Source organism: Bradyrhizobium symbiodeficiens, from assembly GCF_002266465.3.
In the GTDB taxonomy this organism is placed as follows: Bacteria; Pseudomonadota; Alphaproteobacteria; order Rhizobiales; family Xanthobacteraceae; genus Bradyrhizobium; species Bradyrhizobium symbiodeficiens.
Genome location: NZ_CP029427.2, coordinates 2,332,258 through 2,358,347, shown reverse-complemented (window position 1 = coordinate 2,358,347; position 26,090 = coordinate 2,332,258). Strand labels below are relative to the sequence as shown.

Genomic DNA, 26,090 nt, shown 5'->3' with positions numbered 1-26,090 from the left:
AGCAATGCAGGCTCTCTTCATCGGACAGACCTATATCGACGTCGTCTTCATCACCGACCACATGCCGACGGGAGACGAGAAGCACGTGGCTTCGGACTACGCCGTCTCCTTCGGCGGCAACGCGGTGACGGCGGCGTTCTGCTGCGCCAAGCTCGGCATCGTGCCGGATCTGATCGCCACCGCCGCCAATGATTGGCTGGGACGCATGTTCCAGGACATGTGCGCGAAATACGCGATCTCGCTGCACGGACGGAAGGTCAACCAGTCCTCGCTCTCCTTCATCATGCCCAAGGACGGCAAGCGTGCCATCGTCCGCTGCCGCGACGACGAGCACATCCATCCCTTTCCGATGCTCAATCTCGGCGGCTGCCGCGTGCTGCATGTCGATGGCCACCAGCCGGACGCCGCGCTCCACTATGCCAAGGTCTGCCGCGAGGCCGGCATTCTGACCTCGCTCGACGGCGGCGGCCTGCGCACCAACACGCACGAGCTGCTGGAATATATCGACGTCGCCATCGTCGCCGAGCGCCTGTGCGAGCAGATGGACCTGACGCCGGAGAAGATGCTCGACTATCTCAAGAGCCGCGGCTGCAAGATCGGCGGCATCACCATGGGCGAGAAGGGCCTGCTCTGGTACGACGAGACCGGCACGGTGCAGGTGATGCCGGCGATGCCGATCCCGCGCGAGCGCGTGATCGACACCAACGGCGCCGGCGACGTTTTCCACGGTGCCTATGTCTATTCCTATCTCGCTCATCCCGGCAAAAGCTGGCGCGAGCATTTTGATTTTGCCCGGGCCGCCTCGACCTTCAAGATCCAACGCCTCGGCAACGAGGCCGGCCTGCCGACGCTGGTCGACATCGCCAAGGTCAGGCACGAGTTCGAAGTCAGGGTTTAGCGTTCGCTGGGGTTTGTCATGGGGCGCGTCTTCGTCGCCGGCAGCATCAACATGGATGTGGTGGCGACGGCCGATCGCCACCCGCGCGTCGGCGAGACCGTCGCCGGCCGCGAGGTGCTGTACTTTCCGGGCGGCAAGGGCGCGAACCAGGCGGTGGCGGCGTCGCGGCTTGGCGCGAAGACCACGTTGATCGGGCGGCTCGGCAAGGATTCGTTTGGCGCCGAGCTGAGGACGTTCCTCGGCGCGCAAGGCATCGACCTCGGCGCGGTGCGCGATGCCGACACGCATACCGGCACGGCGATCATCACGGTCGCGGCCTCCGACAACACCATCGTGGTCATTCCCGGCAGCAATGCTCTGGTCGGCGCGGATGACGTCGCGGACGTGCCGCTGGCCAAGGGTGATGTCGCGGTCAGCCAGTTCGAGATCCCGCTGCCGACGATCACTGCGTTCTTTCGACGCGCGCGCGAGGCCGGCGTCGTCACCGTGCTCAACCCGGCGCCGGCGCAGAAGATGTCGAGCGAATTGCTCGCGCTGGTCGACATCCTGGTGCTGAACGAGACCGAGCTCGGCTTCCTCGCAGGCAGCGAGCTCTCCGACAGCGACGAGGCCGCGAGGATCATCGATGTCGCGCAAAAACTTCAGGCGCGCGCCGACCAGACCATCTGCGTCACGCTCGGCAGGCGCGGCGTGCTCGCGCTTGCGGGGCGCGAAGAGATCGCCGTGCCCGGGCGCGCCGTGAGGGCGGTCGATACCACCGGCGCCGGCGATTGTTTTGTCGGCGCGCTTGCGGCGCAACTCGCCGACGGTGCGCCCGTGCCTGCCGCCCTCGCCTTCGCCAACGCCGCCGCCTCGATCAGCGTGCAGCGCATGGGCGCGGGGCCGTCGATGCCGACCGCCGCGGAAGTGGCGGCGGTGTTGTAGGCAGCCTAAGCCAGCGCGCTCTTCAGGTCGAAGCTTTCATCCGCGGCCTGCGCCGGCGTGATCGAGCGGTTCATGCCCTGCAAGCGGCGGCCGAACATGTGGTCCCCGGCGCGGTTGATGGATTCGATGCCGAGCAGCGTCTCACCCCTGTAGCAGAACGCGGAGAACGCCTTGCTCGCAGCGCTGCCGCGCAGCACGACGCGGTCGTAGCCGGTGGTGAGGCCTGAGATCTGGAGCTTGTCGTCGCCCTGGTCGCTCCAGAACCAGGGATGGCCGTCATAGGGCTTCCTCTCGCCGGTCAGCCGCGCCGCGAGGCAGCGGGCGTGGTCGGTGGCGTTCTGCACCGATTCCAGCCGCAACGATCCGCCGAAGCGGGGGCTGGCGAACAGCGCGCAGTCGCCGATCGCGGAGATGTCAGGGTCGGCCGTCGCAAGATATTCGTCGACGATGATGCCGGCGGCGACCGGCAGCCCGGCTTCCGCTGCAAGCTCGATGTTCGGCAGCACGCCGACGCCGACTACGACGAGGTCGGCGGGCAGATGCCGGCCGTCGCTCAAGGAAACGCCGGTGACCTTGTCGCCCTCCGCCTCGATCGAGGTGGCCTGCACACCGAGGTGAATGCGGATGCCGGCCTCGCGGTGGCGTTCTTGAAAATATTCCGAGACCTCCGCCGTCACCGCGCGCGCCATCACGCGCGGGGCAAGCTCGAGCACGTCGACCTCGAGGCCCTTGATCCGTGCGGTCGCCGCGAATTCCAGGCCGATGAAGCCGGCGCCGATCACCACGACCCGTGTCTTCGACGGCATGATCGCGCGCAGCGCCTCGCTCTCGTCGAGGATGCGGAGATATTTCACGTCGGGCAGATTGGCGTTGGGCAGATCGAGCAGCCGGTTGCGCGCGCCGGTCGCCAGCACGAGATGGCCGTAGGCCAGCGTCTCGCCCGAGGCGAGCAGCACCTTGTGGCCGGCGCGGTCGATCGACACTACGCGCCCCGCGATCAGCTCGATTTTCTGATCCTGGTAGAATTTTTCGGGCCGGAACATCAGGCTCTCAGGGCCGGCCGAGCCCTTGATATAGGCCTTGGACAAGGGCGGCCGCTGATAGGGCAGATGCGCCTCGTCGTTGATCAGGCAGATGCGCTCGGAAAAGCCCGCCTGGCGCAGCGATGCCGCGACCTGATAGCCGCCATGGCCGGCACCGACGATGATCACCGGTCCATTGCTCATCGAACAGCCCATTTCCGGAAGACACGAGCGTAACCCATGTCGTCTCCTCTCTCGCTGATTTTGGTTGCTGACCTTACGAGGAGCCGGCGCTCGTGTCCGTCCCTTGGAAAAGGCGTGCCCATTTGAGCCCATCGCTTCGCCCCGCGCAAGAGCGGCGGTCGGGGATTGTCACTCCTGCCCTTCTGCGATTTAGTTGCAGCAATGACCTCCTGCCGGGGATTTCCAAATGACCGCTCCCATCTCCCAGCCCGATGATCCCGCCGTGCTGCGGATCGACGGCCCGATCGCGACCATCACGCTCAACCGTCCCACAGCCTACAACTCCATCAATCTCGCCATCGCGCAGAAGCTAGAGCAGCTCGCGGTCTATCTCGAAGGCGCGGACGACATCAAGGTCTTGGTGATCGAGGGTGAAGGCCGTGCGTTCTCGGCCGGCGGCGATCTGCAGACGATCGGGGCGGCCGCCGAAGCGGGCACGGTGACGCCTGTGGTCGGCGAGCTCCTGAAGCACTACCACGCCTTCATCGAGATTATCCGGCGCATGCCGAAAATCTCGTTGTCCAGCGTGCACGGCTCGGCCGCCGGCGCCGGCATGGGCCTCGCCTTCGTCACCGATCTGTGCATCGCCGCCGACGACGCCAAGTTCACACCCGCTTATGCCAAGATCGGGGTGTCGCCAGACGGCGGCTCGACGGTCGGCATCGTCGGCACGGTGGGCTCCCGCCGCGCGCTGCAGATCTTCCTCGCCGAGGACAATTTTACCGCGCAGCAGGCCTGTGAATGGGGCCTCGTCGCCAAGACCGTTCCCGCCGCCGAACTGAAGGCGGCGACGCGACAACTCGCCGAGCGGCTGGCGCGGAACCCGCCGGCCGCAATCGCCGGCACCAAATCGCTGGTCTACCAGGCCGCCACCACGCCAGTGAAGCAGCAGCTCGATGCCGAGGAGCACAAGATCATCATGGCGATGAACACGGAAGAATTCCGTGCCGCCGTGAAGAAGTTCACGAGCAAGTCGAAGTGACGCCTACGCGCACGTTCTACGGCCTTCGCCACGGCGCAACAGACTGGAATCGCGAGGGACGATTCCAGGGGCGGACCGACAATCCGCTGAACGAGGACGGCCTCCGGCAGGCGTACGAGGCTGTGGACATGTTGCGCGGCGCCGGCATCAGCCGCATCGTCGCAAGTCCCCTGGCCCGCGCGGCGCGAACGGCCGAGATCATCGCGTCCGCGATCTCGGTGCCGCTGGCGATCGACGACGGCATCATCGAGTTCGACTTCGGCAGCTTCGAGGGCCTGCCCGTTCGCGACCTCATGATCAAGCATGGCGTCAATTCCGCGACGGGCCTCGTCGCGATCCTGCCGGCCGACGGTGAGAGCTGGGATGCCATGACGGAACGGTCGCTGGCTTGCGTCTCCGCGTGGCTCGACCGTCATCCCGGCGACGATCTCCTGTTCGTCTGCCATGACGCGGTGATGCAGGGGATGGCCAACGCGCTGTGCGGCAGCTACTTCAGGAATAGCCACGGCACGCCATTTCGCTACGTCTGCGACGGCGCGCAATGGCGCGTCGAGCAAGTCGTTACCTAGGACAGATATAGCCCGTCCCCGGCGGCTGGTCATAGGCGAAGCGATAATGCTTCACCTCCTGCGCCCCGCCCCGGTCACGAACAGCACGGCAGCGGTAGCCACCAACCCAAGCATGAATCATGCAATCATCGGTTCACCCCTGTCTTGTCGCCCGCCGCTTGTGCGGTCTGGGCGTTCGTCGTTCGGTCAACTCGTCTCGGTCTTCCCAGTCCTCTGCATGAAGTCGAAGTCGCAGCCCTCGTCGGCCTGCATGATGGTCTCGTTGAACAGCCAGGCGTAGCCTCGCCGTGCTTCCTCGGGTGCTGCGGCCGGCTTCAATGCGGCACGGCGGCGCTCCAGCTCGGCCGCATCGACCAAGAGCTCGATGCTGCGCCTGGACACATCCAGGCTGATCATGTCGCCGTTCTTCACCAGCGCCAGCGGCCCGCCAACCGCGGATTCCGGCGTGATGTGCAGCACGATGGTGCCGAACGCGGTGCCGCTCATGCGCGCATCCGAAATGCGCACCATGTCCTTGGTGCCGCCTCGCGCAAGCTTCTTCGGGATCGGCAGGTAGCCGGCCTCCGGCATGCCCGGCGCGCCCTTGGGGCCGGCATTACGCAGCACCAGCACGTCGTCGGAGTTCACGTCGAGCTCGGGATCGTCGACCCGCAAGGTCATGTCCTCGACGGATTCGAAAACGACGGCCCGCCCGGTATGCTTCAGCAGCTTGGGGCTCGCGGCCGATTGCTTGATGACCGCGCCGCGCGGCGCGAGATTGCCGTGCAGGACGGCGAGGCCGCCTTCCGTCTTGATCGGATTGTCGCGCGGACGGATCGCGTCCTGGCCCGGCACGTCCTCCGCATTGGCGACGACGTCGCGTAGCGTCTGGCCCGAGATGGTCTTTGCGTCGAGATCGACGAGGTCACCGAGTTGCGCCAGCAGCTTCGGCACACCGCCGGCGTGATGGAAGTGCTCCATGTAGTGCTCGCCGGACGGCTTGAGATCGACCAGCACCGGAACTTCGCGGCCGATCTGGTCGAACACTTCGAGATCCAGCCGGTGCGGCGAGCGATGCGCCATCGCGGTCAGATGGATCAGGCCGTTGGTGGAGCCGCCGATCGCCTGAAGCACGACCTGCGCGTTCTTGAAAGATGCGGGCGTCAAAAGCTCGCTCGGCTTCGGCCCCTTGGCCTTTGCCATTTCGGCGGCAACCCTGCCGCTCGCCTCGGCCAGACGGAAGCGCTCGGCATGCGGTGCCGGGATCGTCGCGCTCATCGGCAGCGACAGGCCCATGGCTTCGATCATGCAGGCCATGGTCGAGGCCGTGCCCATCACCATGCAGGTGCCGACCGACGGCGCGAGGCGACCGTTCACCGCTTCGATCTCGACATCGTCGATTTCGCCGGCGCGATACTTGCCCCATAGACGGCGGCAATCGGTGCAGGCGCCCAGCACTTCGCCCTTGTGATGGCCGACCACCATGGGCCCGACCGGAATAACGACGGTCGGCAAATCGGCGCTGATCGCGGCCATCACCTGCGCGGGAAGAGTCTTGTCGCAGCCGCCGATCACGATCACCGAATCCATCGGCTGGGCCCGGATCATCTCCTCGGTGTCCATCGCCATCAAATTGCGCAGATACATCGAAGTCGGATGCGCAAAGCTCTCGGCGATCGAGATGGTCGGAAACACGAACGGCATCGCGCCGGAGAGCATCACGCCGCGCTTGGCGGCTTCGATGATCTGCGGGACGTTGCCGTGGCAGGGATTGTAGTCGCTGTAGGTGTTGGTGATGCCGACGATCGGGCGCTCCAGCGCGTCGTCGGAATAGCCCATGGCCTTGATGAACGCCTTGCGCAGGAACAGAGAGAAGCCGGCATCGCCGTAGCTGGTCAAACCCTTGCGCAACCCACTCGTCATCATGCCACTCCTTCGGTTGCCATTGTGGTACAGATCACGAAGGTCTCGTGCAATCGCGGCGCCAGCATGAGCGCATGATCGAACTTCACTGCGCGACAGCTGGACGCTGGACGAGGCGGATCACATGGCTTCAGCATGATCTATGGCGGATTGCGGGTGACGAAGCGAGCACCCCGCCATTGGTCTGGATGAGCCGCGGCCCAAAGCGAACATCGGCGGTCGACTTCGACCTTGTTGAGCAGCCGCGACATTTGAACGCAACTAAGAATGATTAGCAACAATTGCCTCGCCAGCCGTTGCGTGGGATATTTTTGCGAATGATTGGCATTTGCATACACGGGAGGGGCGAGCCTCCCTTGCACAAGCGGGACCTCGGTTCGGGGATGGATTGTTCGTGATTAGGAGATTCAGCTTCCCGCGCGCCGCAGCGGTGACCGCGATCTTGGTCGGTCTGCAAGCGAGCTGCGCTTCAGCATTCGCCGAGGACAGGCTCAGGCTGGCGCCCCGCGCCTCGCCGAGCGACGGCATCTCCAAGCCGGCGCATGGCCTACCCTCAGCTCACACGGAGATCGACACCGAGCATATCTTCGGCTTCAGCATGGGCTCCGATATCGGCAAGCCGGGCGAAATCGAGGTGGAGTTCGAGAACGTCGGCGCGTTCGGCAAGCGCTCCGGCACATACGCAGCCTGGGCCGGTCTCAACCAGGCCAAGTTCACGCTGTCGGACAATTTCCGGATCGCACCAGGATTCGCGCTGAGCGGACAGCACATCAATGGCATTCCGGGTATGGCCGATCATCGGGACGTCGCCTTCAGCGGTGCAGCGCTCGAACTGCGTTACAAGCTGGTCGATCGCGCCGTCGCGCCCTTTGGGCTGACGCTCCATGCGCAACCGGGCTGGGGCCGGATCGACGACGGCAGCGGCATGCATATCGAGCAATATGGCGGAGAGTTTGCCGCGCTGTTCGATCGCGAGCTGGTCAAGGACAGGCTGTTCGCAGCCTTCAACGTCTGGTACGCGACTGGCGTAACCCGCGAGATCGTGACCAATCTTTGGCGCCACGATTCCGAGATGCAGCTCCAGGCAGCGATGTCCTACGCAGTCCGGCCCGAGCTCGTGCTCGGCGTCGGCGTTCGCTACGCGCGGGCCTATGACGGCGGGGGCCTCGACCGCTTTGTGGGTGATGCGGTGTTCGCGGGCCCCACCTTCTCCTACGCCATCTCAAAGGAGATCGGCATCTCCGGCACCTGGCAGATGCAGGTCGCGGGCCGCGCGATCGGCGACCACCGCAGCCTCAACCTCGATCAATTCGAACGCCACCAGGCTTTGTTGCGGCTCAATTTGCATTTTTGATGCGGGCCGCACGAATGGACTCAGGCGAGGCAGCCCGGACGCTGAAGATCGTTCAGTACCTTCTCAGCAGTCCGCGATCGACGCTCGCATCGCCATAATCGGCGCAGGCCCTTTTTGGGTTTCTGATCAGGTCCGTCCGGACGCGCCCGAACGTTTTGCTCGCCGCCTCCGACACCTCGGGACGGAATTTACCGGGATCGTAGCTCTCGCCGTCTCGGGCCTTGATGGCTGCAGCATAGGCGTCGATCATGGCCATCGCCGCATCCGGGCTGCCGAGCAGCCGGGCGCCGAGCCGAACGCTGCCGGCGCCGTCGACCTCGTAACCGCCGCATCGCTGTTCCAGCACCACGGATGCGGTGACGATCTGGTCGAGGAACGTCGCCTCGGCGTCGGTGAGCGCTGCGGCTTGCGCAGATCCTGATACGATCGTCGCCAACATTGCAACGGCTGACAATTTGATTTTCATTGCCGAGACTTTCGCTGCTGCCGTCGCTCCGCCATCAACGCAAACGGTGCTGATGACAGTCGCACAGATCGAAAGCCGAAAAGCTTGAGCAGCCTTGATTTATATCAACGAGCGGGACACCAGAGCAAACGGCGGCGCCGGTTGGGGCGACGAGATGATCACTTGCCCGTCGGACAAGGCGTGGCACCCATCACGGACGGCCCGCTAGGCAGCACGTCCCGTCGCGCGTGTGTCGACCTCGCGTCGCAGAGCCGAACACTCGGCCTCGAATTTCCGCGAGCCTAGCTCGCCAGCCGCGAGCTGGGCTGCGTGAATCTCCGCTGATGCGCCTCGAACGTCATCATGCGCCAGTTGCAGCTTCGCGATACGCAGTCTCAGCCTGACGGCCTGGACCCGCCCGTCGATGCTCGACCATAGCTGTCTGGCCAAGTGCAGATGCCGCAGCGTCGACTCGTAATCGTCGCGCGCATCGGCGAGAACCGATTGTGCTTCGTTCGTCAATGCCCGGATCGAGGGCATCGGCCATCGGTCGGGACTTCCGGAAAGCTCCTCGATCAGCTCCAGGGCCTGCTCATGGCGGCCCGTATGCGCGGCGGCGAGCGCCAGATGCGCGAACAATATGCCCCGCCGCTGGAGGGTCCACCAAGTCTTGCCTATCAAGCTACGTTCGAGACTAGCGTACGCAGCTTCAGCCTCACTACGTTCCAGCAAAAGCATGGCGCGGCCGGGCTCCGGGCACCAGCCGAAGGCGTAGGCCTTGTCATAGGCTTCGAGAGCGGCGTCGTCATTGCCGATCGCAGCATGGATGTCGGCCAGCACGCGGTTGGCATCGCCGATCGCCCATGGCGCGTCGCCTGTCAGCCTTGCCAGCGAATCCTGAATGCGCGACAAGGCTTCACCGAGCGAGCCCCTGACGCCGAGAACTTCGGACCGATGGAGCTGGCACGAACCGGTCAATTCCATGCCGCTCTCGGTGCAATATTTCTGATAGCCCAGCGTCCACTGATCGGCCCTCGCCCAATCTCCAAACATCCGCGCCGCCCACAGGATGTTGCAGTAGAGGATGCCTCCGATGATTGGATCGATATCGCCGCTGGAGAGCGCCATCGCAGCGGCAAGGTCCTGATCCGCCTGTCCGGCTCGTGTATCGCCCAGACACAGCCGGTAGAACCCGCGATAAGCAAGGCTCAGTGCTTCGATGCCAACAGCATCCTTGTGCCGGACCATGCTGTACGCGATATCGGCAAGCGAGAGCGCCTGTTCGGGCTCGCCGTCGAACGCCGCGACCTTGGACTTCATCCACAGGGTCAACGCCGTGGTGGCGGGATCCTCGATCTCGGAGGCCCAATCCTCCGCCCGCGCCAGCCAGCCCTTGGCGATCGCCGCCTGGCCGCGCTCGAAGTGCAAGCCGGAGAGTGTGACGGCGTCGACGACGGCCGCCGGCACATTGCCGGCCTTGGTATGGGCGGCAACCGCGCGAGCCAGAAGCGGAAGGGCTGCATCGGCCTTGCCCGTGCATTGCAAAGCCAGCGCCCAATAGTGCAGGTCGGCGCCGTCGAGCGGCCGGGCGTTATCGGCCGCCTCGAACAGCGCTGCAGCTTCATCCCAGGCTTGCGCGGCAGCGGCGCGTTGCGCTTGCGCCCGCACGTCCAAGGCTTGCGCGTCAGTCGTATCAGGAGCGGCAACCTTCAGCTCTGATACGCCGTCAAGACAGAAGCGATATCCCCTACCCGGCATGTTCCGGATGGCGCCATCCAGGCCGCCCTTGCGCAGCACCCCGCGCAGCATGCTCACGGCCCGCTGCAGGGAATTATCGGTGACGGTCACATCAGGCCAGAGGGTATCGAGCAGCTCTTCCTTGGTGACGACCCGGTCCCGGTTGCGCGTCAGATAGACCAACAGATCGAACACACGCGGCTGCAACGCGACTTCCTGCTGCGCGTACAGGAGCGCGCGGCCCGCTTCGTCGAGCTCGAAGGGTCCAAACCTGAGGGTCATATCGTTATGTCCACGAGAGACGAAAAAGGTTCAGGCAAGGATCAGGCAATGATCAGACGCCGGTCAGGACGATCAGCGCCGGCGGCGCCTATAGCTCTTCACGGCCTTCGGTCACGACCGATCGATGGGCAGCAGCATCAACCCGGAGGAGACGCCTTATGGAACTCTATGTCATTCGCCGCCCAAGCGCCTGGGCAAACCTGAGCGAACTGGAAGCCGCCGGCGCAAAGTCAGCGCAGATCGGCAACGAGCAGATGTCCGACCGCGTTCGCTGGATCCGCAGCTATGTGGTCCATGAGGCGGACGGCCGCATCGGCACCTTCTGCATCTATGAAGCGCGCGACGGAGACTCGATCCGCGAGCATGCACGGCGCGTGGGCATGCCGGGTGAGGAATTCTACAAGGTCGCGACCACGGTGGTCGTTCGCAGCGATCCCACCCCACAGACGGCCGCGGCCGAATAGCAGATCAGCGCGCGCGGCGGCCTCGAACTAACGACCGTGAAAGGATCAGGAGATGTCCATTCAGTCTCAGGCGCCGCCCGCACTCAGCCCCTCGCAGCGATTTCTCGCCGCCATCCTGCTGCGGCTTTGTCGGCTCATCAATCAGTCTGTCGCCAGCATGCTGGCGAACCGCGAGAAGGCCGCAATGCAGTTCGCGAAGCGTTGCAGCAGCACCACGGCCGGCGGTGACAGCACGGCTCGCGACACGCTGCAGAAGATTTGCATTCCCCGCAACGATTTCAATTCGAGGAAATAGTCATGAACTTTTTCATCCAATCTAACTCGTCCGAAGCCAGGGCCTCCGGGCTCAAGATATCCAAGCTCGGAAATTTCAAGTCCAGAACCGCAACGCTGGCAATCGGGACAATTGCCGCCGTCACGATGTCGCTGGTTGTGGCTTCGGCCGCAACGACGTCCGACGACCATCGGCGCGAACCGGCGAGCGGTGCAACCGCCCAGAAAAGCCCCGGCAGGTGCAAGGCCCCGACAGCCCTTGCAATGTGACGAGGGCAACAGTGGCACGCCATTCACTCGGTCATTCAATCCCAACCATGAAACTGGAAACTCTATCATGTCCATCACCCTGCATACCGGCCCCGCTCAGACCGCAAGCTCGCTGGCGGCACGAAGCTTCGTGCTCGGCTACGGCGTGCTCGCTTATCTCATCTTCTTCGGAACTTTTCTTTACGCCGTGGGCTTCATTGCGCAGCTCGTCGTGCCCAAGACAATCAACAGCGGCGCGACAGGCTCGACCGGACAGGCGCTCATGATCGACCTCGCGCTGATGTCACTCTTCGCCATCCAGCACAGCGGCATGGCGCGCCAGGGATTCAAGAAGCTGTTCGCCGCCTTCGCCTCGCCCGCACTCGAGCGAAGCACCTATGTGCTGCTGGCAAGCCTGAGCCTGATCCTGCTGTTCTGGCAGTGGCGGCCGATCACGTCCATCGTCTGGGAGATCGAGACGCCGATGGCTTACGCCGCGGTCGCTGGCAGCTTCGCCGGCTGGCTCATCGTGCTGTACAGCACGTTCCTGATCAGCCATTTCGAGTTGTTCGGACTGACGCAGGTCGTCAGCCACTTTGCGGGCCGGCTCACTGAGCCGATGAAGTTCAGGACGCCGGGCCTCTACCGCTTGATCCGGCATCCCATTTATCTCGGCTTCATCATCGCGTTCTGGTCCACGCCCACCATGACCCTCGGGCACATGCTGTTCGCGACGGTGACGACGGCCTACATCTTCGTCGGCATCTGGCTGGAGGAGCGCGATCTGATCACCCTGTTCGGAGATCAGTACCGGCACTACAGGGAGAAGGTTGCGATGTTGATCCCGGGCCTGTTCTGACCCGGCGCCAAAACGAGCGGCCAGGCGAAGCTTTGGCCGCTCTTGCCGTCTCGAGTGGCGCCCTTTACCGCTTGTTCCAGTCGATGATCCTTCCCGGATCCGCATCGAACTCCATGCTGCAGAACGTGCCGCCCTGGAAATAGTCGCCGACCGGGTCCGGCTTCAGCTTGGCCTGCTCGGCCATCGCGTGCGCCACATGATCCTCAGAGCGCCCGGTGGGACGGTAGCCGAATTCATAGGCGCGGTGGTTGTCCCACCAGGCGCGCTCGTTGAGCGAGGCGCCGTAGAAGACTTCGAAATGGATGTCGGGATGTTCGAGGCCAATGCGGCAGAGCTGCACCAAGTCGTCGGGCTTGAGCCAGATCGAGAGCCGGCGCTGGTCGAGCGGCATGTCACCGAAATTGCCGATGCGCAGGCAGGTCACCTTCAGCCCGTGCTTGTCGGCATAGAGCGCGCCGACGGCCTCGCCGAACACCTTGCTGACGCCGTAGCGGCTGTCGGGGCGCGCGGTCACGTCGGTGCCGATCTTGTGGTGGCGCGGATAGAAGCCGACGGCGTGGTTCGACGAGGCGAACACCACTCGCTTGACGCCCTTGCGGTAGGCCGCCTCGAACAGATTGTAGCCCCCGATGATGTTGGACTGAAGGATGTCGTCCCAGGGACCTTCGACCGAATAGCCGCCGAAATGGATGATACCGTCGACGCCCTCGCAGATTGCCTCGCATTGCGCGAGGTCGGCGAGATCCGCGGCCTTGAATTGCTCGTTCGCGCCGAGATCGGCAGGCGGCTTGATGTCGGAAAGCACAAGATCCGGATAGATCGGCGGCAGCAGTTTTCGCAGGCGCGTGCCGATTCCGCCCGAAGCTCCCGTCATCAAAATACGCGGCATGTCTTCCCTCGCCGTTGGTGACCGATTTGCGGTCACGTGTCTCTAATGATAGCTGGTTTGTCCAGAGGGAACGAAACGAGAGAACCGACATGAATGAGGCATCGTCCCACACCCAGGAGCGGTCAGGCTGGCGGCCGGCGAGCTACTATCCCGATCCATCCATTCACGCGCTCGATCGCCGCTTCGAAAAATACTGGCTGAAGCTGTCGGCGGTGGAGCGGCTCGCGTCCGGCCTGCGCTGGGCCGAGGGACCGGTGTGGTTCGGCGACGGGCGCTATTTGCTGTGCAGCGACATCCCGAACCAGCGCATCATCAAATGGGAGGAGGAGACCGGCGCCATCAGCGTGTTCCGCAAGCCCTCCAATTTCGCCAACGGCAACACCAGGGATCGCCAGGGCCGGCTCGTCACCTGCGAGCATGGCGGGAGGCGCGTGACCCGCACCGAATATGACGGCAGCATCACCGTGCTGATGGATCAGTTCAACGGCAAGCGGTTGAACTCGCCGAACGATGTCGTTGTCAAATCGGACGGCTCGGTCTGGTTCACCGATCCGACCTTCGGCCTGCTCGGCAATTACGAGGGCTACACGGCCGAGCCCGAGATCGAGCCGAATGTCTATCGCCTCGATCCCGCGACCGGCAAGGCGACCATCGTCGCCGAGGGTGTGCTCGGTCCGAACGGGCTGTGCTTCTCGCCAGACGAGAAGATCCTCTACGTCGTGGAGTCGCGCGGCGTGCCGAACCGCAAGATCCTCGCCTATGACGTCTCGGCTGACGGCACCGCGATTTCCAACAAGCGCGTCCACATCGATGCCGGTCCCGGCACGCCCGACGGCATGCGCTGCGACATCGACGGCAACCTCTGGTGCGGCTGGGGCATGGGCGATCCCGAGCTCGACGGCGTCGTCGTGTTCGCGCCCGACGGCGTCATGATCGGCCGCATCGCGCTTCCCGAGCGCTGCGCCAATCTCTGCTTCGGCGGTCTCAAGCGCAACCGCCTGTTCATGGCAGCGAGCCAGTCGATCTACGCGCTGTATGTGAACACGCAAGGTGCGTCGGGGGGATAGGCGCTCCTCTCTCTGCCGTCATTCCGGGGCGCGCCGTCTTCGGCGCGAGCCCGGAATCCATCGTGCGGCGGAGTCGGTGGACGAATGGATTCCGGGTTCGTCGCTTTCGCGACGCCCCGGAATGACACAACAAAAAACGCCGGAGCGGTTTCCCGCTCCGGCGTCATTCTGTTCGAGCGCTAAAACTTACGCCGCGTTGAAACCGGCCACGGCCTTCACTTCGAGGAAATCTTCGAGGCCGTACTTGCCCCACTCGCGGCCGTTGCCCGACTGCTTGTAGCCGCCGAACGGCGCGGTGCGATCGTTGGGCACGCCCTGGAGGTTGACGTTGCCAGCGCGGATCTGACGGCCGACGCGCTTGGCGTCCTCGACCGAAGCTCCCGTGACGTAGCCGGCAAGACCGTACGGCGTGTCGTTGGCGATGTGCACGGCTTCCGCTTCATCCTTGGCGCCGATGATGGTCAGCACCGGTCCGAAGATCTCTTCGCGCGCGATCGTCATGTCGGGCGTGACGTCGGCGAAGATGGTCGGACGGACATAGAAGCCCTTGTTGACGCCTTCGGGCAGGCCCGGGCCGCCGGCGACGAGCGTTGCGCCCTCGTCGATGCCCTTCTTGATCAGGCCCTGGATCTTGTCCCACTGGCCGCGATTGACGACGGGGCCGATGGTGGTGCCTTCGGCGCGGGGATCGCCCGCCTTGGTCTTGTCGGCGACGGCCTTCGCGATCGCGGCGACGTCCTTCATCTTGGACAGCGGCACGATCATGCGCGAGGGCGCATTGCAGGACTGGCCGGAGTTGTTGAACATGTGCATCACGCCGCCGGTCACCGCCTTCGTCAGGTCGGCGCCTTCGAGGATGACGTTCGGCGACTTGCCGCCCAGTTCCTGGCTGACGCGCTTGACGGTGGGAGCCGCGCGCTTTGCAACATCGATGCCGGCGCGGGTCGAGCCGGTGAAGGAGATCATGTCGATGTCGGGGTGCTCGCTCATGGCGGCGCCGACCTCGGGGCCGAGGCCGTTGACGAGGTTGAACACGCCCTTGGGCACGCCGGCTTCATGGAGGATTTCCGCGAAGATCAAGGCCGATGTCGGCGTGAACTCCGACGGCTTCAGGATCATGGTGCAGCCGGCGGCGAGCGCGGGCGCGACCTTGCAGGCGATCTGGTTCAGCGGCCAATTCCAGGGCGTGATCATGCCGACCACGCCGATCGGCTCGCGCAGCACCATGGCGGTGCCGACGGGCTCCTCGAAATGGTAGTTCTTGAGCACGTCGAGCGTAGTCATGAGATGGCCGAGGCCGGCCCCGGCCTGCAGCTTCTCGGCCATCGGCAGCGGTGCGCCCATCTCGTCGGACACGGCGGCACCGATCTCCTTGAGGCGGCCCTTGTAGACCTCGATGACTTTCGAAAGCAGCGCGACGCGCTCCTCGCGGCTGGTCTGCGAGAACGTTGCGAAGGCGCGCTTGGCGGCGGCAACCGCCTTGTCGACGTCGGCCTTGGAGCCGAGCGCAACCTCGTACATCGCCTCTTCCGTCGCGGGATTGACGACCGGAGTTGACTTCTTGACGGCGGGATCGACCCAGGCGCCGTCGATGTAGAATTGCATGCGATTGACCATCGTTAACCTCTTCTTGGGGGCATGGTGGGGGCGTTTCGGCAGGCATCCTTGCACGAAAGCGCCGGCAATTGAACCCGCCATATGCGGGGCCAGCGTTGCGGCGGACGGAGGTTATATGAGCCGATGGCGGGAACGTGGCAAGGTGGCCCGCCGTCATTCCGGGGCGCGACGAAGTCGCGAGCCCGGTATTCATCTAACCGCCTGTACCGAGGCCCAATGGATTCCGGGTTCGACGCTACGCGTCGCCCCGGAATGACAACCCGGTTACCCCGACTACACCGCCATCTTCCGATGCAGCACCGGTGCGCCGGTGGTGAGGCTTTCGGCCGCATCGATGATCGCATTGGCATCGATGCCGTAGTGCCGATAAAGGTCGGCGATGCTGCCGGTCTGGCCGAACTGCTCGACGCCGAGCGCCTCGACGCGATGGCCGCGGACGCTGCCGAGCCAGCCGAGCGCCGCCGGATGGCCGTCGATCACGGTCACGATGCCGCAGTCGCGCGGCAGCGGCGCCAGCAGTTTCTCGATGTGGCTGAGGTGCTGCACGCCGCGGCGGTCGCGCCGCAATTTCCGTGCGGCGGTCCAGCCCGCGTGGAGCCGGTCGGCCGAGGTGATCGCGAGCAGGCCGATGTCGCGTCGGCTCTCGCCGATGAAGCCGGTCGCCTCGATCGCTTCGGGTGCGACCGCGCCGGTATAGGCTATCACGAGCTCGGCATTCGGGCCCGGATTGCGTAGCCAATAGGCGCCGTCGGTGATGCCCTGCGCAAGCTCCGGCGTCATGATGCGCTGCGCCTGATCTATGCTGCGCGTCGAGAGCCGCAAATAGACCGAGCCGCCCTCGCCCGGATCGCGCTGCATGTGATTGAAGCCCCAGCTCATGATCACGGCGAGCTCGTCGACGAAGGCCGGCTCGAACGAGGCGAGCCCGTCCTGCGCCATGCCGATCAGCGGCGTCGCGATCGACTGATGCGCGCCGCCCTCGGGCGCGAGCGTGATGCCCGACGGCGTTGCCGCCACCATGAAGCGCGCATCCTGGTAGCAGGCGTAGTTCAGCGCATCGAGGCCGCGCTCGATGAAGGGATCGTAGAGCGTGCCGACCGGCAGCAGCCGCTCGCCGTTGATCTGGTGCGACAGGCCGAGCGCCGACAGCATGATGAACAGGTTCATCTCGGCGATGCCAAGCTCGAGATGCTGGCCCTTCGGCGAGAAATCCCAATTGAAGGTTGAGGGAATTTTCTCGCTGCGGAATAAATCCGCCTTCTCGGCGCGCGCGAACAGGCCGCGGCGGTTCACCCACGGACCGAGATTGGTCGAGACCGTGACGTCTGGCGAGGTCGTGACGATGCGCTGCGCGAGTTCGCCGTCGCCGCGCGCGATCTCGTTCAGCACGAGGCCGAAGCCCTGCTGGGTGGACATCTGCGGCGACGGCTTGAAGGCGAGCTGCGAGGGCACCTCGACCACCGGCGCAGTCAGCCTGCGGCCGTCCCGGTTGAACGGCACCCGTGCGAGGAAGGCATCGAGCTCCGCAGCATCCTGCGAAAGGCCCTCGTACTTGTCCCATTCGTGACCTGGCCGGATACCCTGGCTCTCGCGATATTTCTCCATCTGCGCGACCGTCATCAGGCCGGCATGGTTGTCCTTGTGGCCCTGGAACGGCAGGCCGACGCCCTTGATGGTGTAGGCGATGAAACAGACCGGACGATCGTGATCGATGGATTCGAATGCCTCCAGCATGCTCGCCATGTCGTGGCCGCCGAGGTTCGACATCAGCGCCAGCAATTCCTCGTCGCTGCGCTTGTCGATCAGCTTGGTGATCGGGCCCTGATCGCCGATCTCGTCATGCAGGTATTTGCGGAAGGCGGCACCGCCCTGGAAGCACAGCGCGGCGTAGAGCGCGTTCGGGCAATTGTCGATCCAGCGCTTCAGGGCCTCGCCGCCGGGCTCGGCAAAAGCTTCGCGCATCAGGCGGCCGTATTTCACGATCACCACGTCCCAGCCGAAATTGCGGAACATGGTCTCGAATTTTTCCCAGAGACCCTCGCGCACGACGGCGTCGAGCGACTGGCGGTTGTAGTCGACCACCCACCAGGTGTTGCGCAGGCCGTGCTTCCAGCCCTCGGCGAGCGCCTCCCAAATGTTGCCCTCGTCCATCTCGGCGTCGCCGACCAGCGCGATCATCCGCCCCTCGCGGCGATCCTTCATCCAGCCATGCGCCTTGACGTAATCCTGCACCAGCGAGGCGAACAGCGTCTGCGCGACGCCGAGGCCGACCGAGCCGGTGGAGAAATCGACGTCGTCGACGTCCTTGGTGCGCGAGGGATAGGATTGCGCGCCCTTGAAGCCGCGAAAATTCTCCAGCTTCTCGCGGCTCTGCCGGCCGAACAGATACTGGATGGCGTGGAACACCGGGCTCGCATGCGGCTTCACCGCGACGCGGTCCTCTGGCCGCAGCACATGGAAGTACAGCGCCGACATGATGGTGGCCAGCGAGGCGGACGAGGCCTGGTGGCCGCCGACCTTCAGGCCATCCGCGTTGGGGCGAATGTGGTTGGCGTGATGAATGGTCCAGGACGACAGCCACAGCGCCTTGCGGCTAAGCGCGGTCAAGGTGTCCAGGTGGGCGGTATCGACGGGCATGGGCTATGCTCCCGGGAACAGGTGGCGCGATGATACGCCCGCCGGAGGCGCCAAACTTCTCAATTTCTCGCGTCATACCTGCCGAACTTGGGATACCTTACCAATAGATCGCTCGAAATACAGGTTTGATTCCAATGAGTGAACTCGACGCCATCGATCGAAAAATCCTCAGCTATCTCCAGAACGACAGCCGGATGACCATGCAGGAACTCGCCGACAAGGTGGGCCTGTCGGTCTCGCCCTGCCACCGCCGGGTCAAGCTGCTGGAGGAACACGGCGTGATCTCGCGCTACATCGCGACCGTGGACCAGAAGGCGCTCGGCCTGCATGTCAGCGTGTTCATCTCGATCAAGCTGGCGCGGCAGAAGGAGGAGGATCTCAATCGCTTCGCCCGCGCGATCTCGAAATGGGACGAGGTGCTCGAGTGCTATCTGATGACCGGCAACCGCGATTACCTGCTCCGCGTCGTCGCCGCCGATCTCGCCTCCTACGAGACGTTCCTCAAGACCAAGCTGACCCGGCTCGACGGCATCGCCTCGATCGAATCGAGCTTCGCACTGAGCCAGGTGAAATATTCGATCGCGCTGCCGGTGTGACGCGCCGGCGCTTTGAGTGGGAGCAACCTTGTAGGGTGGGCATGCTGCGCGTGCCCACCATGACAAGCACGGTGTTTGTGGTGGGCACCGGCGCTTTGCGCCTTTGCCCTCCCTACGAGACCGTCAGCGCCAAGGCTGCACGATAATCTTGGTGTGCGCCTCGGGGTTGGCGAGATCGGCAAACGCCCTGGCGACGCCGTCGATGCCGACCTCGGCCGTGACCATCGCCGCCGCATCCACCTGCCCTTCCGCGATCAGGCGCAGTGAGCCTGCGAATTCGTCCGGCGTGTAGCCGAGCACGTATTGGACGTTGAGCTCCTTCATGATGCCGAGCATGGGTTCGCTCTTGTCGGTCTCCATGCAGACGCCGACCACGACGACCTTGGCATGGCGCGGCGCGCCTTCGAACACCTGCTGCAGCAGGCCAGGCACGCCGACGCATTCGAAGATGATCGCGGGCTTCAGCGCCGGCAGCATGGCCTGGAACGGCGGCCGCGCAGCCTTCTCCGCATCCGACATCTGTGCGTGCTCGGCCCAGGTCGCATAGGGCTGCGACACGCCGGGATCGACGACGACATCGGCGCCGAGCTTTGCGGCAAGCGCGCGCCGCGCCGGCGAATAGTCGGCGGCAACAATCGGATGCAATCCCTTGATCCGAAGTGCGGCGATCACTGCGAGTCCGACCGGACCGCAGCCGATCACGAGCGGCACTTCGCCGCCCCGGATGTTGGCCTTTGCCACGGCGTGAACGCCGACCGCGAGCGGCTCGGTCAACGCCGCATGTTCCGGCGCAAGTCCGTTGGGCACTTCGAGCAGCAGCGGCTCGCTCAAGATCATCTGCTCCGCATAGCCGCCGACGAAATCGTTGGAATAGCCGATCCCCTTGATACCCTCCGGCGTCAGCAAAGCCGGCAGCGAGCAGACATGTGTCCCAGGCTTGAGTTTGCGTTCCGTGCCCGGACCATAGTCGACGATCTCGCAGCAGAACTCGTGGCCGAACACGACGTCGCGTGACAGATCCATCGGCGTGCGGCCGGTCTTCCTGGCCATCTCCACCATCCGCGGCGCATGCTGGCGCGCATGCAGGTCGGAGCCGCAAATGCCGCAGGCGAGCGTCCTGACCAGCACCTGGCCCGGGCCCGGCTTCGGCTCGGCCATCCGGTCGACGACAATCTCACCGTTCCTGAAAATCGCAGCGCGCATCCGGCTCCTCCCGTATTGTTGGAGCCGTTGATAGCACGTAACAGGACGCGCGAACTTGCGTCAGGGGTTCGGGGAACGCTCTTCCAGCACCAGCAACTGGGCGCGACGGATACGCTCGCGATGGGCGATGTAAAGGCCGCTGGCGACGATGAAGGCCGCGCCGACGACCGTCCAGATATCAGGGACCTCGCCGAAGATGAAGAAGCCGAGAATGCTGACCCACAGCAACTGGGTGTAGGAGAACGGCGCCAGCACCGAGGCATCGCCATAGCGATAGGCCAACACGATGATCCACTGGCCAACGGTCGAGGCAACGCCGATGACGATGCCGAGCCCGATCGCGGTCCAGGTCGGCGTCACCCAGACGAACGGCACCATCACGGAAAGGATCGCAACGCCCGTCAGCGCGGAATACGCCATGGTGGTGAGCACGGCCTCGCGACCGCTCATCATGCGCGTCAGGATCAGCGCAGCGGCCCAGCAGAACGCCGAGATGATCGGGAAGAACGCGGCGGCGTGGAACGCGCTGGTGCCCGGCCGCAGGATGATCAGCACGCCGGTCAGGCCGATCCCGGTTGCGATCCAGCGCCGCAGGCCGACCTTCTCGCTCAGGAAGACGATCGACAGCGCCGTGACGAACAGCGGGGAGACGAAGCCGGTGGCGGACGCTTCCGCAATGGGCAGGAAACTCAGGCCGGTGATGAAGAACAGCGAGGAGCCGAGCAGCGCAGCGCCACGCATCAGCTGCAGGCCGAGCCGCTCGGTGCGCATCGCATGGAGCGGCGAGCCCGGCAGCATCACCGGCGTGAACATCAGCGCGAAGGTGACGAAGCGGATCCAGGTGATCTCGATCGACGGCAGGCTGGTCGAGAGATATTTCGCGGTGGTGTCGGACACGCCGAGAAACACCGTCGACAGCAACACCAGCGCAATGCCCTTGAAGGGATGGTCGACGCGCGCGGGCGCGCGGCGAGCCTTCTGCTTCTCCTCCGGCACGGGCATGGGAATACTGTCGAGCCTAGCGGCTGCGGCGGGCGGCGGTGTCACGGCTGGAACCCGGGGAAATGCGAATCGAGAACGATCGTAAAAAACGACAAATGCGCCGCGTTCACAACTTCCGAAAACAGGATGCCGATATGCACTGACGTCCGCGCGCGTCAATGCTCCGTTAATAATGAGGGATTGTGCACTACAGCATGGGCAGGCTGCGCGGCTTCGGACCGCGCGGAAACGCCGCATCGAGCGCCGCAATCTCGTCTTTCGTCAGCGAGAGGTCACCGGCCGCCGCATTCTCGCCGGCATGTTCGGCGGACGAGGCCTTCGGAATCGCGAACACCGTAGTCGCACGGGTGAGGAAGCTCAGAGCGACCTGACGCGGTGTCGCGCGCCGCGCCTCTGCGATGCGCGCCAGCACGGCACCGTCCTTGCTGCTGCTCGCGGGAAAATCGTCATGGCCGAACGGTGAATAAGCCACGACAGCGACGTCATGCCGCTCACACCAAGGGATCACCGCATGCTCGATCGCACGTTCCCTCAGATGATAGAGCACCTGATTGCACGCGATGCGGCCTTCGCCGGAAACTTCGAGAATTTCATCGAGATCATCGGCATCAAAATTGGAGACGCCCCAGGATTTGATCTTGCCTGATTTCACCAGATCCTCGAACGCGGCGACGGTGTCTTCCAGCGGATAGGAACCGCGCCAATGCAGCAGATAGCAATCGAGATGATCCGTCTTCAGCCGCTTCAGCGAGCGCTCGCAGGCGGTGATGGTTCCGCGGCGCGAGGCGTTGCTCGGCAGCACTTTCGAGACGAGGAACACCTCGTCGCGCCGCCCCGCAATGGCGTCGGCAATGACGAGCTCCGCTTCGCCATACATCTCGGCCGTGTCGATGTGGGTCATGCCGAGATCGAGCCCGCGTTGAAGCGCGGCAATCGCGCGCCTGCGGTCGCCGTGGTCGAGATACCAGGTACCCTGCCCGATGACGGAGACGTTGGCGCCGGTCTTGCCGAAGAGTTTCGTGTTCATGTTCGTCTCCGCTGTCGCTCTTCCGCCCAGGCAACCGCCACAAAGCTCAGGAGTTCAATCCGCAGATATCAGCCACCAGCACGCTGCCGGTCGACGACTCCGTGATATAGAGACGATCCCTCCTTGCGCCACCGATCGCGACATTCGTGCAATTCGGCCCCGCGCACGACTTGATCCGCGCGATCAGTTCGCCGTTCGGCGCGAACACGAAGACATGGCCGAGCGAGGCATGGCTGACGAACAGGCGGCCCTTGGCATCCATGGTGAGGCCATCGGGACCGCTGGTGCCGAACAGCGAACAGAAGCGGCCGACCTTGGACACGCTGCCGTCCTTCATGAACGGCAACCGCCACACCGCATTGTCGCGCGTCATTGCGACGAACAGCACGGTTTCGGTGGGATCGAGCACCAGACCGTTCGGGCTGATACCGGTGTCGATCAGGCAATCGAGCCGGCCATTGGCCGCGAGGCGGTAGACGCGCCCGCTGGGGTCGTGCAGGCCGGTCTGGCCCTGATCGGTGAAATAGATATCGCCGTTGGAAGCGAGATGCAGATCGTTGCAGCCGCGGAAGGATTCCGAATTGCGCGCGGTCAGGATGGGCTTGATGCGGCCGGCCTTGGCGTCGAGCTCCATGATGCCGTGCCTGTAGTCGGCCACCAGGATCCGGCCGTCGGATGCGATCTTCAACCCATTCGGCCAACCCTCATATTCGATCGCGAGCGACCACTCGCCATCAGGTGCAATGCGGAAGATGCGGCCGAAGGGAATGTCGACGATGTAGAGATTGCCGTCCTGGTCGAAAGACGGTCCTTCGATGAAGCTGTCGGTCGGCACATTCGGCCGGTTTGCATCGGCCCATTCCGTCCGCACGCCCTTGCGGCGGAATTCTTCGGGCATGGCGGAGAAGATGGTCGTCTCGATCAGGCGCGGCGGCGTTTCCAGGTACATCATTGTTGTTTTTGTGGTTGTTGATGGAGAGAGCGCCAACATAGGGCACAATCGAGGGCGCGTCGATTCATGCGAATGGCATGGCAATGGTGCGACGCTGCGTAGGGTGGGTTAGCGAAGCGTAACCCACCTCTTTCGTCTCTGCGTCGGGAGAATTGGTGGATTACGCCTGCGGCTAATCCACCCTACGAGAGCTACCCCGCCGCGCCCGCGACCTTCGCCTGCATTGGCGGCACGACTTCCGTCGTCGCGATCAGGCGCTTCAGCTCCGGGATGCAGGAGCCGCAATTGGTGCCGGCCTTGAGCTTGGCACCGATCTCGGCAGCCGTACGCGCACCCGCCGCGATGGTCTCGCAGATGGTGCCGCGGCCGACACCGAAGCAGGCGCAGACGACCGGGCCAGTCGAGGCAGCGCCTTCGCAGGACTTGCCCGACAGCAGCATGCGGCGCTGGTCGTCGGTGACGTGATCGGCGACGAACAGGCCCTTCACCACCTCCCAGTCGCCGGCATCGTGCGCGGGACCGACGAACAGGCAGGTCTCGATGCGGTCGCCTGCGAACGACGCGGCGCGATAGACACCGCCACCGAAGTCCCGATAGTCGGCGACGTCCTCGCCGGCGACGCCCTCGAGCCAGGCCGGCCAGCGCGACAGGTCCGCGTTGTCGGCGAAGAGATAGCCGAAGCCTCCGGTGACCGTGACGCGGGTCCACAACAGGTTCGGCGGCAGATCGAGCTGTCTCCGCGACAGCACAAAGCCGCGGAAGACGAATTCGTAAGGAGTGATCGCAGCCGGCGTCGCCTTGGATTCCGGCTGCCCCGAGAACGGATCGGTGAAGGACTGCACCAGCGCGCCAACGCGGCCATGCGAAGCATTCATCGCGCTCCAGTGGATCGGCGCGAACAGCGTGCCACGCTGAGTGGCGTCATTGACGACGACCTTCAGGATGCACTGACCGTAATCGGTGGTAACGCGGGCAAAGCCGTCGTGAGCGATGCCGTACTTGCCGGCGTCATCGGGATGGATCTCGACGAAGGGCTCCGGCAGATGCGCGCCCAGCCGCTGGCTGAGACCCGTGCGCGTCATGGTGTGCCACTGGTCGCGGATGCGTCCGGTGTTGAGCCGCAGCGGACGCGACGGACCGGTCTCGCCGCGCAGCGACGGCACCTCCGGCGCAACGAAGCGGCCCTTGCCGTCATTGGTGAAGAAGCCGCCGCTCGCAAAGAAGCGCTCGCCGGGCACCCCGCCTTCGCGCACCGGCCATTGCACCGGTTTCAAGGAGTCGAAGGCCTCGTCCGACAGCGAGGTCAGCGCGCCGATGTCGAAATCGCGGCTGCCGTCGTTCTCGAACGCCGAGAGCGCGGCATGCTCGCGGAAAATATCGGCGGCGGATTTGTAGTTGAAGCTGTCGCCGAAGCCGAGGCGCTTTGCGGTTTCGCTGAGGATCCACCAGTCGGGGCGCGCCTCGCCCGGCGCCGGCAGGAACGAGCGCTGGCGCGAGATGCGGCGCTCGGAGTTGGTCACGGTGCCGGACTTCTCGCCCCAGGCGAGCGCCGGAAGCAGCACATGCGGACCGGCCTCGACCGTGTCGTTGGAGAGCACGTTCTCGGACACCACGAACAGCTCGAGCTTCTTCAATGCCTCGCGCACGAAGTCCGCATCGGGCAGCGACACCGCGGGGTTGGTGCCCATCACCCACAGCGCCTTGACCTCGCCGCGATGGATAGCTTCGAACAGCTGCACCGCCTTCAGCCCTTCATGGGTGGCGATACGCGGCGCCTTCCAGAACCGCCTGACACGATCGATATCGGGCGGCGTGAAGTTCATGTGCGCGGCGAGTTGGTTGGCGAGGCCGCCGACTTCACGGCCGCCCATCGCATTCGGCTGGCCGGTGAGCGAGAATGGCGAGGCACCCGGCTTGCCGATGCGTCCGGTGGCGAGATGGCAGTTCAGGATCGCGTTGACCTTGTCGGTGCCCTGCGCCGACTGGTTGACGCCTTGCGAATACAGCGTGACGACCTTCTCGGTGGCGCGAAACATCTTGAAGAAAGTCGCGACGTCCTGCTCGGACAGACCGGTCGCAAGCGCGGTCGCGGTGACGCTGCCGGCGATATTGCGCGCACGGGCCAGCGCATCGTCGAACCCGCTCGTATTCTGCGCGATGTAGTCCTGGTCCAGCGCGCCGTTGTCGGCGAGATGGACAAACAGGCCGGAGAACAGCGCGGTGTCGGTGCCGGGCTTGAGGCCGAGGAACAGGTCGACGTCTTCAGCGGTGTCGGTACGGCGCGGGTCGATCACGATCATGCGTGCGCCGCGCTCCCCACGGTTCTTCAGCATGCGCTGGAACAGCACGGGATGGCACCAGGCCGCGTTCGAGCCGACGAAGACGAGCAGATCGGCCTGGTCGAGATCCTCGTAGCAGCCGGGGACGGTGTCGGAGCCGAAGGCGCGGCGATGGCCGGCGACCGAGGACGACATGCAGAGCCGTGAATTGGTGTCGACATTGGCCGTACCGACGAAGCCCTTCATCAGCTTGTTGGCGACGTAATAGTCCTCGGTGAGGAGCTGGCCGGAGAGATAGAACGCGACCGCGTCGGCGCCGTCGCGGGCCACGATGTGCTGCATGCGATGGGCGACGTGATCGAGCGCATCGCTCCAGGCGACGCGTTCGAGCACGCCCTTGCAACGGATCATCGGATAGAGCAGACGGCTCTCGAGACCGACGGTCTCGCCGAGCGCAGAGCCTTTCGAGCACAGCCGGCCGAAATTGGCGGGATGATCAGAATCGCCCGCAATCGCCGCACCGCCCTTGCCGTCGGGGGTCGCCAGCACGCCGCAGCCGACGCCGCAATAGGGACAGGTCGTCCTGGTGGCGCGGAGCGAGGGATCGATCGCCGTCAT

23 protein-coding genes and 1 pseudogene are annotated in these 26,090 nt (G+C 64.6%); 10 read left to right on the top strand and 14 right to left on the bottom strand.

The annotated features are described in order from the left end of the window. Positions 1-4 precede the first annotated feature (4 nt). A complete protein-coding gene (locus CIT39_RS10790; protein WP_094975374.1) occupies positions 5-898 on the top strand; it encodes a sugar kinase in 894 nt (297 codons plus the stop codon). 18 nt (positions 899-916) lie between these two features. Then, entirely contained in the window at positions 917-1,822 is a 906-nt protein-coding gene (rbsK, locus tag CIT39_RS10785; protein WP_094975375.1) for a ribokinase, read from the top strand. 5 nt (positions 1,823-1,827) lie between these two features. Here the strand turns inward: rbsK and CIT39_RS10780 are convergent, their stop codons facing one another. Further along, entirely contained in the window at positions 1,828-3,048 is a 1,221-nt protein-coding gene (locus CIT39_RS10780; RefSeq protein ID WP_094975376.1) for an NAD(P)/FAD-dependent oxidoreductase, read from the bottom strand. A gap of 226 nt (positions 3,049-3,274) precedes the next feature. Here CIT39_RS10780 and CIT39_RS10775 point away from each other — a divergent pair, with 226 nt between their 5' ends. Continuing rightward, positions 3,275-4,069 (top strand): enoyl-CoA hydratase/isomerase family protein, encoded by a 795-nt coding sequence (locus CIT39_RS10775; protein WP_094975377.1) that lies wholly within the window; start codon positions 3,275-3,277, stop codon positions 4,067-4,069. Next, the gene (locus CIT39_RS10770; protein ID WP_094975378.1) at positions 4,066-4,638 is read left to right on the top strand and encodes a histidine phosphatase family protein; all 573 of its coding nucleotides are present in this window, start codon (positions 4,066-4,068) and stop codon (positions 4,636-4,638) included. The genes CIT39_RS10775 and CIT39_RS10770 overlap by 4 nt, the downstream gene beginning before the upstream one ends. A 7-nt stretch (positions 4,639-4,645) precedes the next feature. On the opposite strand, the pseudogene CIT39_RS33210 reads toward CIT39_RS10770, so the two are convergent. Both CIT39_RS33210 and CIT39_RS10765 read right to left on the bottom strand, forming a co-directional pair. Beyond that, a pseudogene (locus CIT39_RS33210) lies at positions 4,646-4,752 on the bottom strand (C4-dicarboxylate ABC transporter substrate-binding protein); the annotation flags it as partial. 72 nt (positions 4,753-4,824) lie between these two features. Beyond that, complete coding sequence (locus tag CIT39_RS10765) at positions 4,825-6,540, bottom strand: IlvD/Edd family dehydratase (protein WP_162308440.1); 1,716 nt, start codon at positions 6,538-6,540, stop codon at positions 4,825-4,827. A gap of 394 nt (positions 6,541-6,934) precedes the next feature. Between CIT39_RS10765 and CIT39_RS10760 the strand changes: the two genes are divergently transcribed. Then, positions 6,935-7,894, top strand: a complete 960-nt coding sequence (locus tag CIT39_RS10760) for a hypothetical protein (RefSeq protein WP_244607560.1) — start codon at positions 6,935-6,937, stop codon at positions 7,892-7,894. Positions 7,895-7,946: 52 nt separating this feature from the next. On the opposite strand, the gene CIT39_RS10755 is transcribed toward CIT39_RS10760, so the two are convergent. After that, positions 7,947-8,360 (bottom strand): hypothetical protein, encoded by a 414-nt coding sequence (locus CIT39_RS10755; RefSeq protein ID WP_094975381.1) that lies wholly within the window; start codon positions 8,358-8,360, stop codon positions 7,947-7,949. Positions 8,361-8,564: 204 nt separating this feature from the next. Beyond that, positions 8,565-10,358, bottom strand: coding sequence for a winged helix-turn-helix domain-containing protein (locus tag CIT39_RS10750; protein ID WP_094975382.1), 1,794 nt, complete (start codon positions 10,356-10,358; stop codon positions 8,565-8,567). Positions 10,359-10,516: 158 nt separating this feature from the next. Here CIT39_RS10750 and CIT39_RS10745 point away from each other — a divergent pair, with 158 nt between their 5' ends. Continuing rightward, complete coding sequence (locus CIT39_RS10745) at positions 10,517-10,822, top strand: nickel-binding protein (protein ID WP_094975383.1); 306 nt, start codon at positions 10,517-10,519, stop codon at positions 10,820-10,822. A 52-nt stretch (positions 10,823-10,874) separates the two neighbouring features. Next, entirely contained in the window at positions 10,875-11,117 is a 243-nt protein-coding gene (locus CIT39_RS10740) for a hypothetical protein (RefSeq protein ID WP_148667310.1), read from the top strand. Here CIT39_RS10740 and CIT39_RS10735 read toward each other — a convergent pair. Continuing rightward, positions 11,101-11,340 (bottom strand): hypothetical protein, encoded by a 240-nt coding sequence (locus CIT39_RS10735; protein ID WP_094975384.1) that lies wholly within the window; start codon positions 11,338-11,340, stop codon positions 11,101-11,103. The genes CIT39_RS10740 and CIT39_RS10735 overlap by 17 nt on opposite strands. 92 nt (positions 11,341-11,432) lie before the next feature. On the opposite strand from CIT39_RS10735, the gene mddA reads away from it, so the two are divergent. Beyond that, positions 11,433-12,203 (top strand): methanethiol S-methyltransferase, encoded by a 771-nt coding sequence (gene mddA, locus CIT39_RS10730; RefSeq protein WP_094975385.1) that lies wholly within the window; start codon positions 11,433-11,435, stop codon positions 12,201-12,203. 64 nt (positions 12,204-12,267) lie between these two features. Here mddA and CIT39_RS10725 read toward each other — a convergent pair whose 3' ends face one another. Continuing rightward, on the bottom strand, positions 12,268-13,092 hold the full coding sequence (locus tag CIT39_RS10725) for an NAD-dependent epimerase/dehydratase family protein (RefSeq protein ID WP_094975386.1): 825 nt from the start codon (positions 13,090-13,092) through the stop codon (positions 12,268-12,270). Between the two features lie 89 nt (positions 13,093-13,181). Here CIT39_RS10725 and CIT39_RS10720 point away from each other — a divergent pair, with 89 nt between their 5' ends. Continuing rightward, complete coding sequence (locus tag CIT39_RS10720; RefSeq protein ID WP_094975387.1) at positions 13,182-14,159, top strand: SMP-30/gluconolactonase/LRE family protein; 978 nt, start codon at positions 13,182-13,184, stop codon at positions 14,157-14,159. Between the two features lie 186 nt (positions 14,160-14,345). Here the strand turns inward: CIT39_RS10720 and CIT39_RS10715 are convergent, their stop codons facing one another. After that, positions 14,346-15,776, bottom strand: a complete 1,431-nt coding sequence (locus CIT39_RS10715) for an aldehyde dehydrogenase family protein (RefSeq protein WP_094975388.1) — start codon at positions 15,774-15,776, stop codon at positions 14,346-14,348. Between the two features lie 273 nt (positions 15,777-16,049). Continuing rightward, entirely contained in the window at positions 16,050-18,413 is a 2,364-nt protein-coding gene (locus CIT39_RS10710) for a transketolase (protein WP_094975389.1), read from the bottom strand. A gap of 134 nt (positions 18,414-18,547) precedes the next feature. Between CIT39_RS10710 and CIT39_RS10705 the strand changes: the two genes are divergently transcribed. Further along, positions 18,548-19,009 carry an Lrp/AsnC family transcriptional regulator gene (locus CIT39_RS10705; protein WP_094975390.1) on the top strand — a complete coding sequence of 154 codons (462 nt, stop codon included), beginning with the start codon at positions 18,548-18,550 and terminating at the stop codon, positions 19,007-19,009. A gap of 123 nt (positions 19,010-19,132) precedes the next feature. On the opposite strand, the gene CIT39_RS10700 is transcribed toward CIT39_RS10705, so the two are convergent. From CIT39_RS10700 to CIT39_RS10680, 5 genes are all read right to left on the bottom strand, one after another. Beyond that, positions 19,133-20,212: a zinc-binding dehydrogenase gene (locus CIT39_RS10700; RefSeq protein WP_094975391.1), complete on the bottom strand. Its 1,080-nt coding sequence runs from the start codon at positions 20,210-20,212 to the stop codon at positions 19,133-19,135. A 60-nt stretch (positions 20,213-20,272) separates the two neighbouring features. Next, positions 20,273-21,214 (bottom strand): DMT family transporter, encoded by a 942-nt coding sequence (locus CIT39_RS10695; protein ID WP_162308879.1) that lies wholly within the window; start codon positions 21,212-21,214, stop codon positions 20,273-20,275. A 187-nt stretch (positions 21,215-21,401) separates the two neighbouring features. After that, positions 21,402-22,241, bottom strand: coding sequence for an aldo/keto reductase (locus CIT39_RS10690; protein WP_094975393.1), 840 nt, complete (start codon positions 22,239-22,241; stop codon positions 21,402-21,404). A gap of 46 nt (positions 22,242-22,287) precedes the next feature. Beyond that, positions 22,288-23,190 (bottom strand): SMP-30/gluconolactonase/LRE family protein, encoded by a 903-nt coding sequence (locus CIT39_RS10685; RefSeq protein WP_094975394.1) that lies wholly within the window; start codon positions 23,188-23,190, stop codon positions 22,288-22,290. 194 nt (positions 23,191-23,384) lie between these two features. Continuing rightward, positions 23,385-26,090 carry a nitrate reductase gene (locus CIT39_RS10680; RefSeq protein WP_094975395.1) on the bottom strand — a complete coding sequence of 902 codons (2,706 nt, stop codon included), beginning with the start codon at positions 26,088-26,090 and terminating at the stop codon, positions 23,385-23,387.

What these genes read in the sequence shown, in the direction of transcription:
- CIT39_RS10790 (WP_094975374.1), top strand. Translation starts at nt 5, where the DNA reads ATGCAGGCTCTCTTCATCGGACAGACCTATATCGACGTCGTCTTCATC.
- rbsK (WP_094975375.1), top strand. Translation starts at nt 917, where the DNA reads ATGGGGCGCGTCTTCGTCGCCGGCAGCATCAACATGGATGTGGTGGCG.
- CIT39_RS10780 (WP_094975376.1), bottom strand. Translation starts at nt 3,048, where the DNA reads ATGAGCAATGGACCGGTGATCATCGTCGGTGCCGGCCATGGCGGCTAT.
- CIT39_RS10775 (WP_094975377.1), top strand. Translation starts at nt 3,275, where the DNA reads ATGACCGCTCCCATCTCCCAGCCCGATGATCCCGCCGTGCTGCGGATC.
- CIT39_RS10765 (WP_162308440.1), bottom strand. Translation starts at nt 6,540, where the DNA reads ATGACGAGTGGGTTGCGCAAGGGTTTGACCAGCTACGGCGATGCCGGC.
- CIT39_RS10755 (WP_094975381.1), bottom strand. Translation starts at nt 8,360, where the DNA reads ATGAAAATCAAATTGTCAGCCGTTGCAATGTTGGCGACGATCGTATCA.
- CIT39_RS10750 (WP_094975382.1), bottom strand. Translation starts at nt 10,358, where the DNA reads ATGACCCTCAGGTTTGGACCCTTCGAGCTCGACGAAGCGGGCCGCGCG.
- CIT39_RS10745 (WP_094975383.1), top strand. Translation starts at nt 10,517, where the DNA reads ATGGAACTCTATGTCATTCGCCGCCCAAGCGCCTGGGCAAACCTGAGC.
- CIT39_RS10740 (WP_148667310.1), top strand. Translation starts at nt 10,875, where the DNA reads ATGTCCATTCAGTCTCAGGCGCCGCCCGCACTCAGCCCCTCGCAGCGA.
- mddA (WP_094975385.1), top strand. Translation starts at nt 11,433, where the DNA reads ATGTCCATCACCCTGCATACCGGCCCCGCTCAGACCGCAAGCTCGCTG.
- CIT39_RS10725 (WP_094975386.1), bottom strand. Translation starts at nt 13,092, where the DNA reads ATGCCGCGTATTTTGATGACGGGAGCTTCGGGCGGAATCGGCACGCGC.
- CIT39_RS10720 (WP_094975387.1), top strand. Translation starts at nt 13,182, where the DNA reads ATGAATGAGGCATCGTCCCACACCCAGGAGCGGTCAGGCTGGCGGCCG.
- CIT39_RS10715 (WP_094975388.1), bottom strand. Translation starts at nt 15,776, where the DNA reads ATGGTCAATCGCATGCAATTCTACATCGACGGCGCCTGGGTCGATCCC.
- CIT39_RS10710 (WP_094975389.1), bottom strand. Translation starts at nt 18,413, where the DNA reads ATGCCCGTCGATACCGCCCACCTGGACACCTTGACCGCGCTTAGCCGC.
- CIT39_RS10705 (WP_094975390.1), top strand. Translation starts at nt 18,548, where the DNA reads ATGAGTGAACTCGACGCCATCGATCGAAAAATCCTCAGCTATCTCCAG.
- CIT39_RS10700 (WP_094975391.1), bottom strand. Translation starts at nt 20,212, where the DNA reads ATGCGCGCTGCGATTTTCAGGAACGGTGAGATTGTCGTCGACCGGATG.
- CIT39_RS10695 (WP_162308879.1), bottom strand. Translation starts at nt 21,214, where the DNA reads ATGCCCGTGCCGGAGGAGAAGCAGAAGGCTCGCCGCGCGCCCGCGCGC.
- CIT39_RS10690 (WP_094975393.1), bottom strand. Translation starts at nt 22,241, where the DNA reads ATGAACACGAAACTCTTCGGCAAGACCGGCGCCAACGTCTCCGTCATC.
- CIT39_RS10685 (WP_094975394.1), bottom strand. Translation starts at nt 23,190, where the DNA reads ATGTACCTGGAAACGCCGCCGCGCCTGATCGAGACGACCATCTTCTCC.
- CIT39_RS10680 (WP_094975395.1), bottom strand. Translation starts at nt 26,090, where the DNA reads ATGACGGCGATCGATCCCTCGCTCCGCGCCACCAGGACGACCTGTCCC.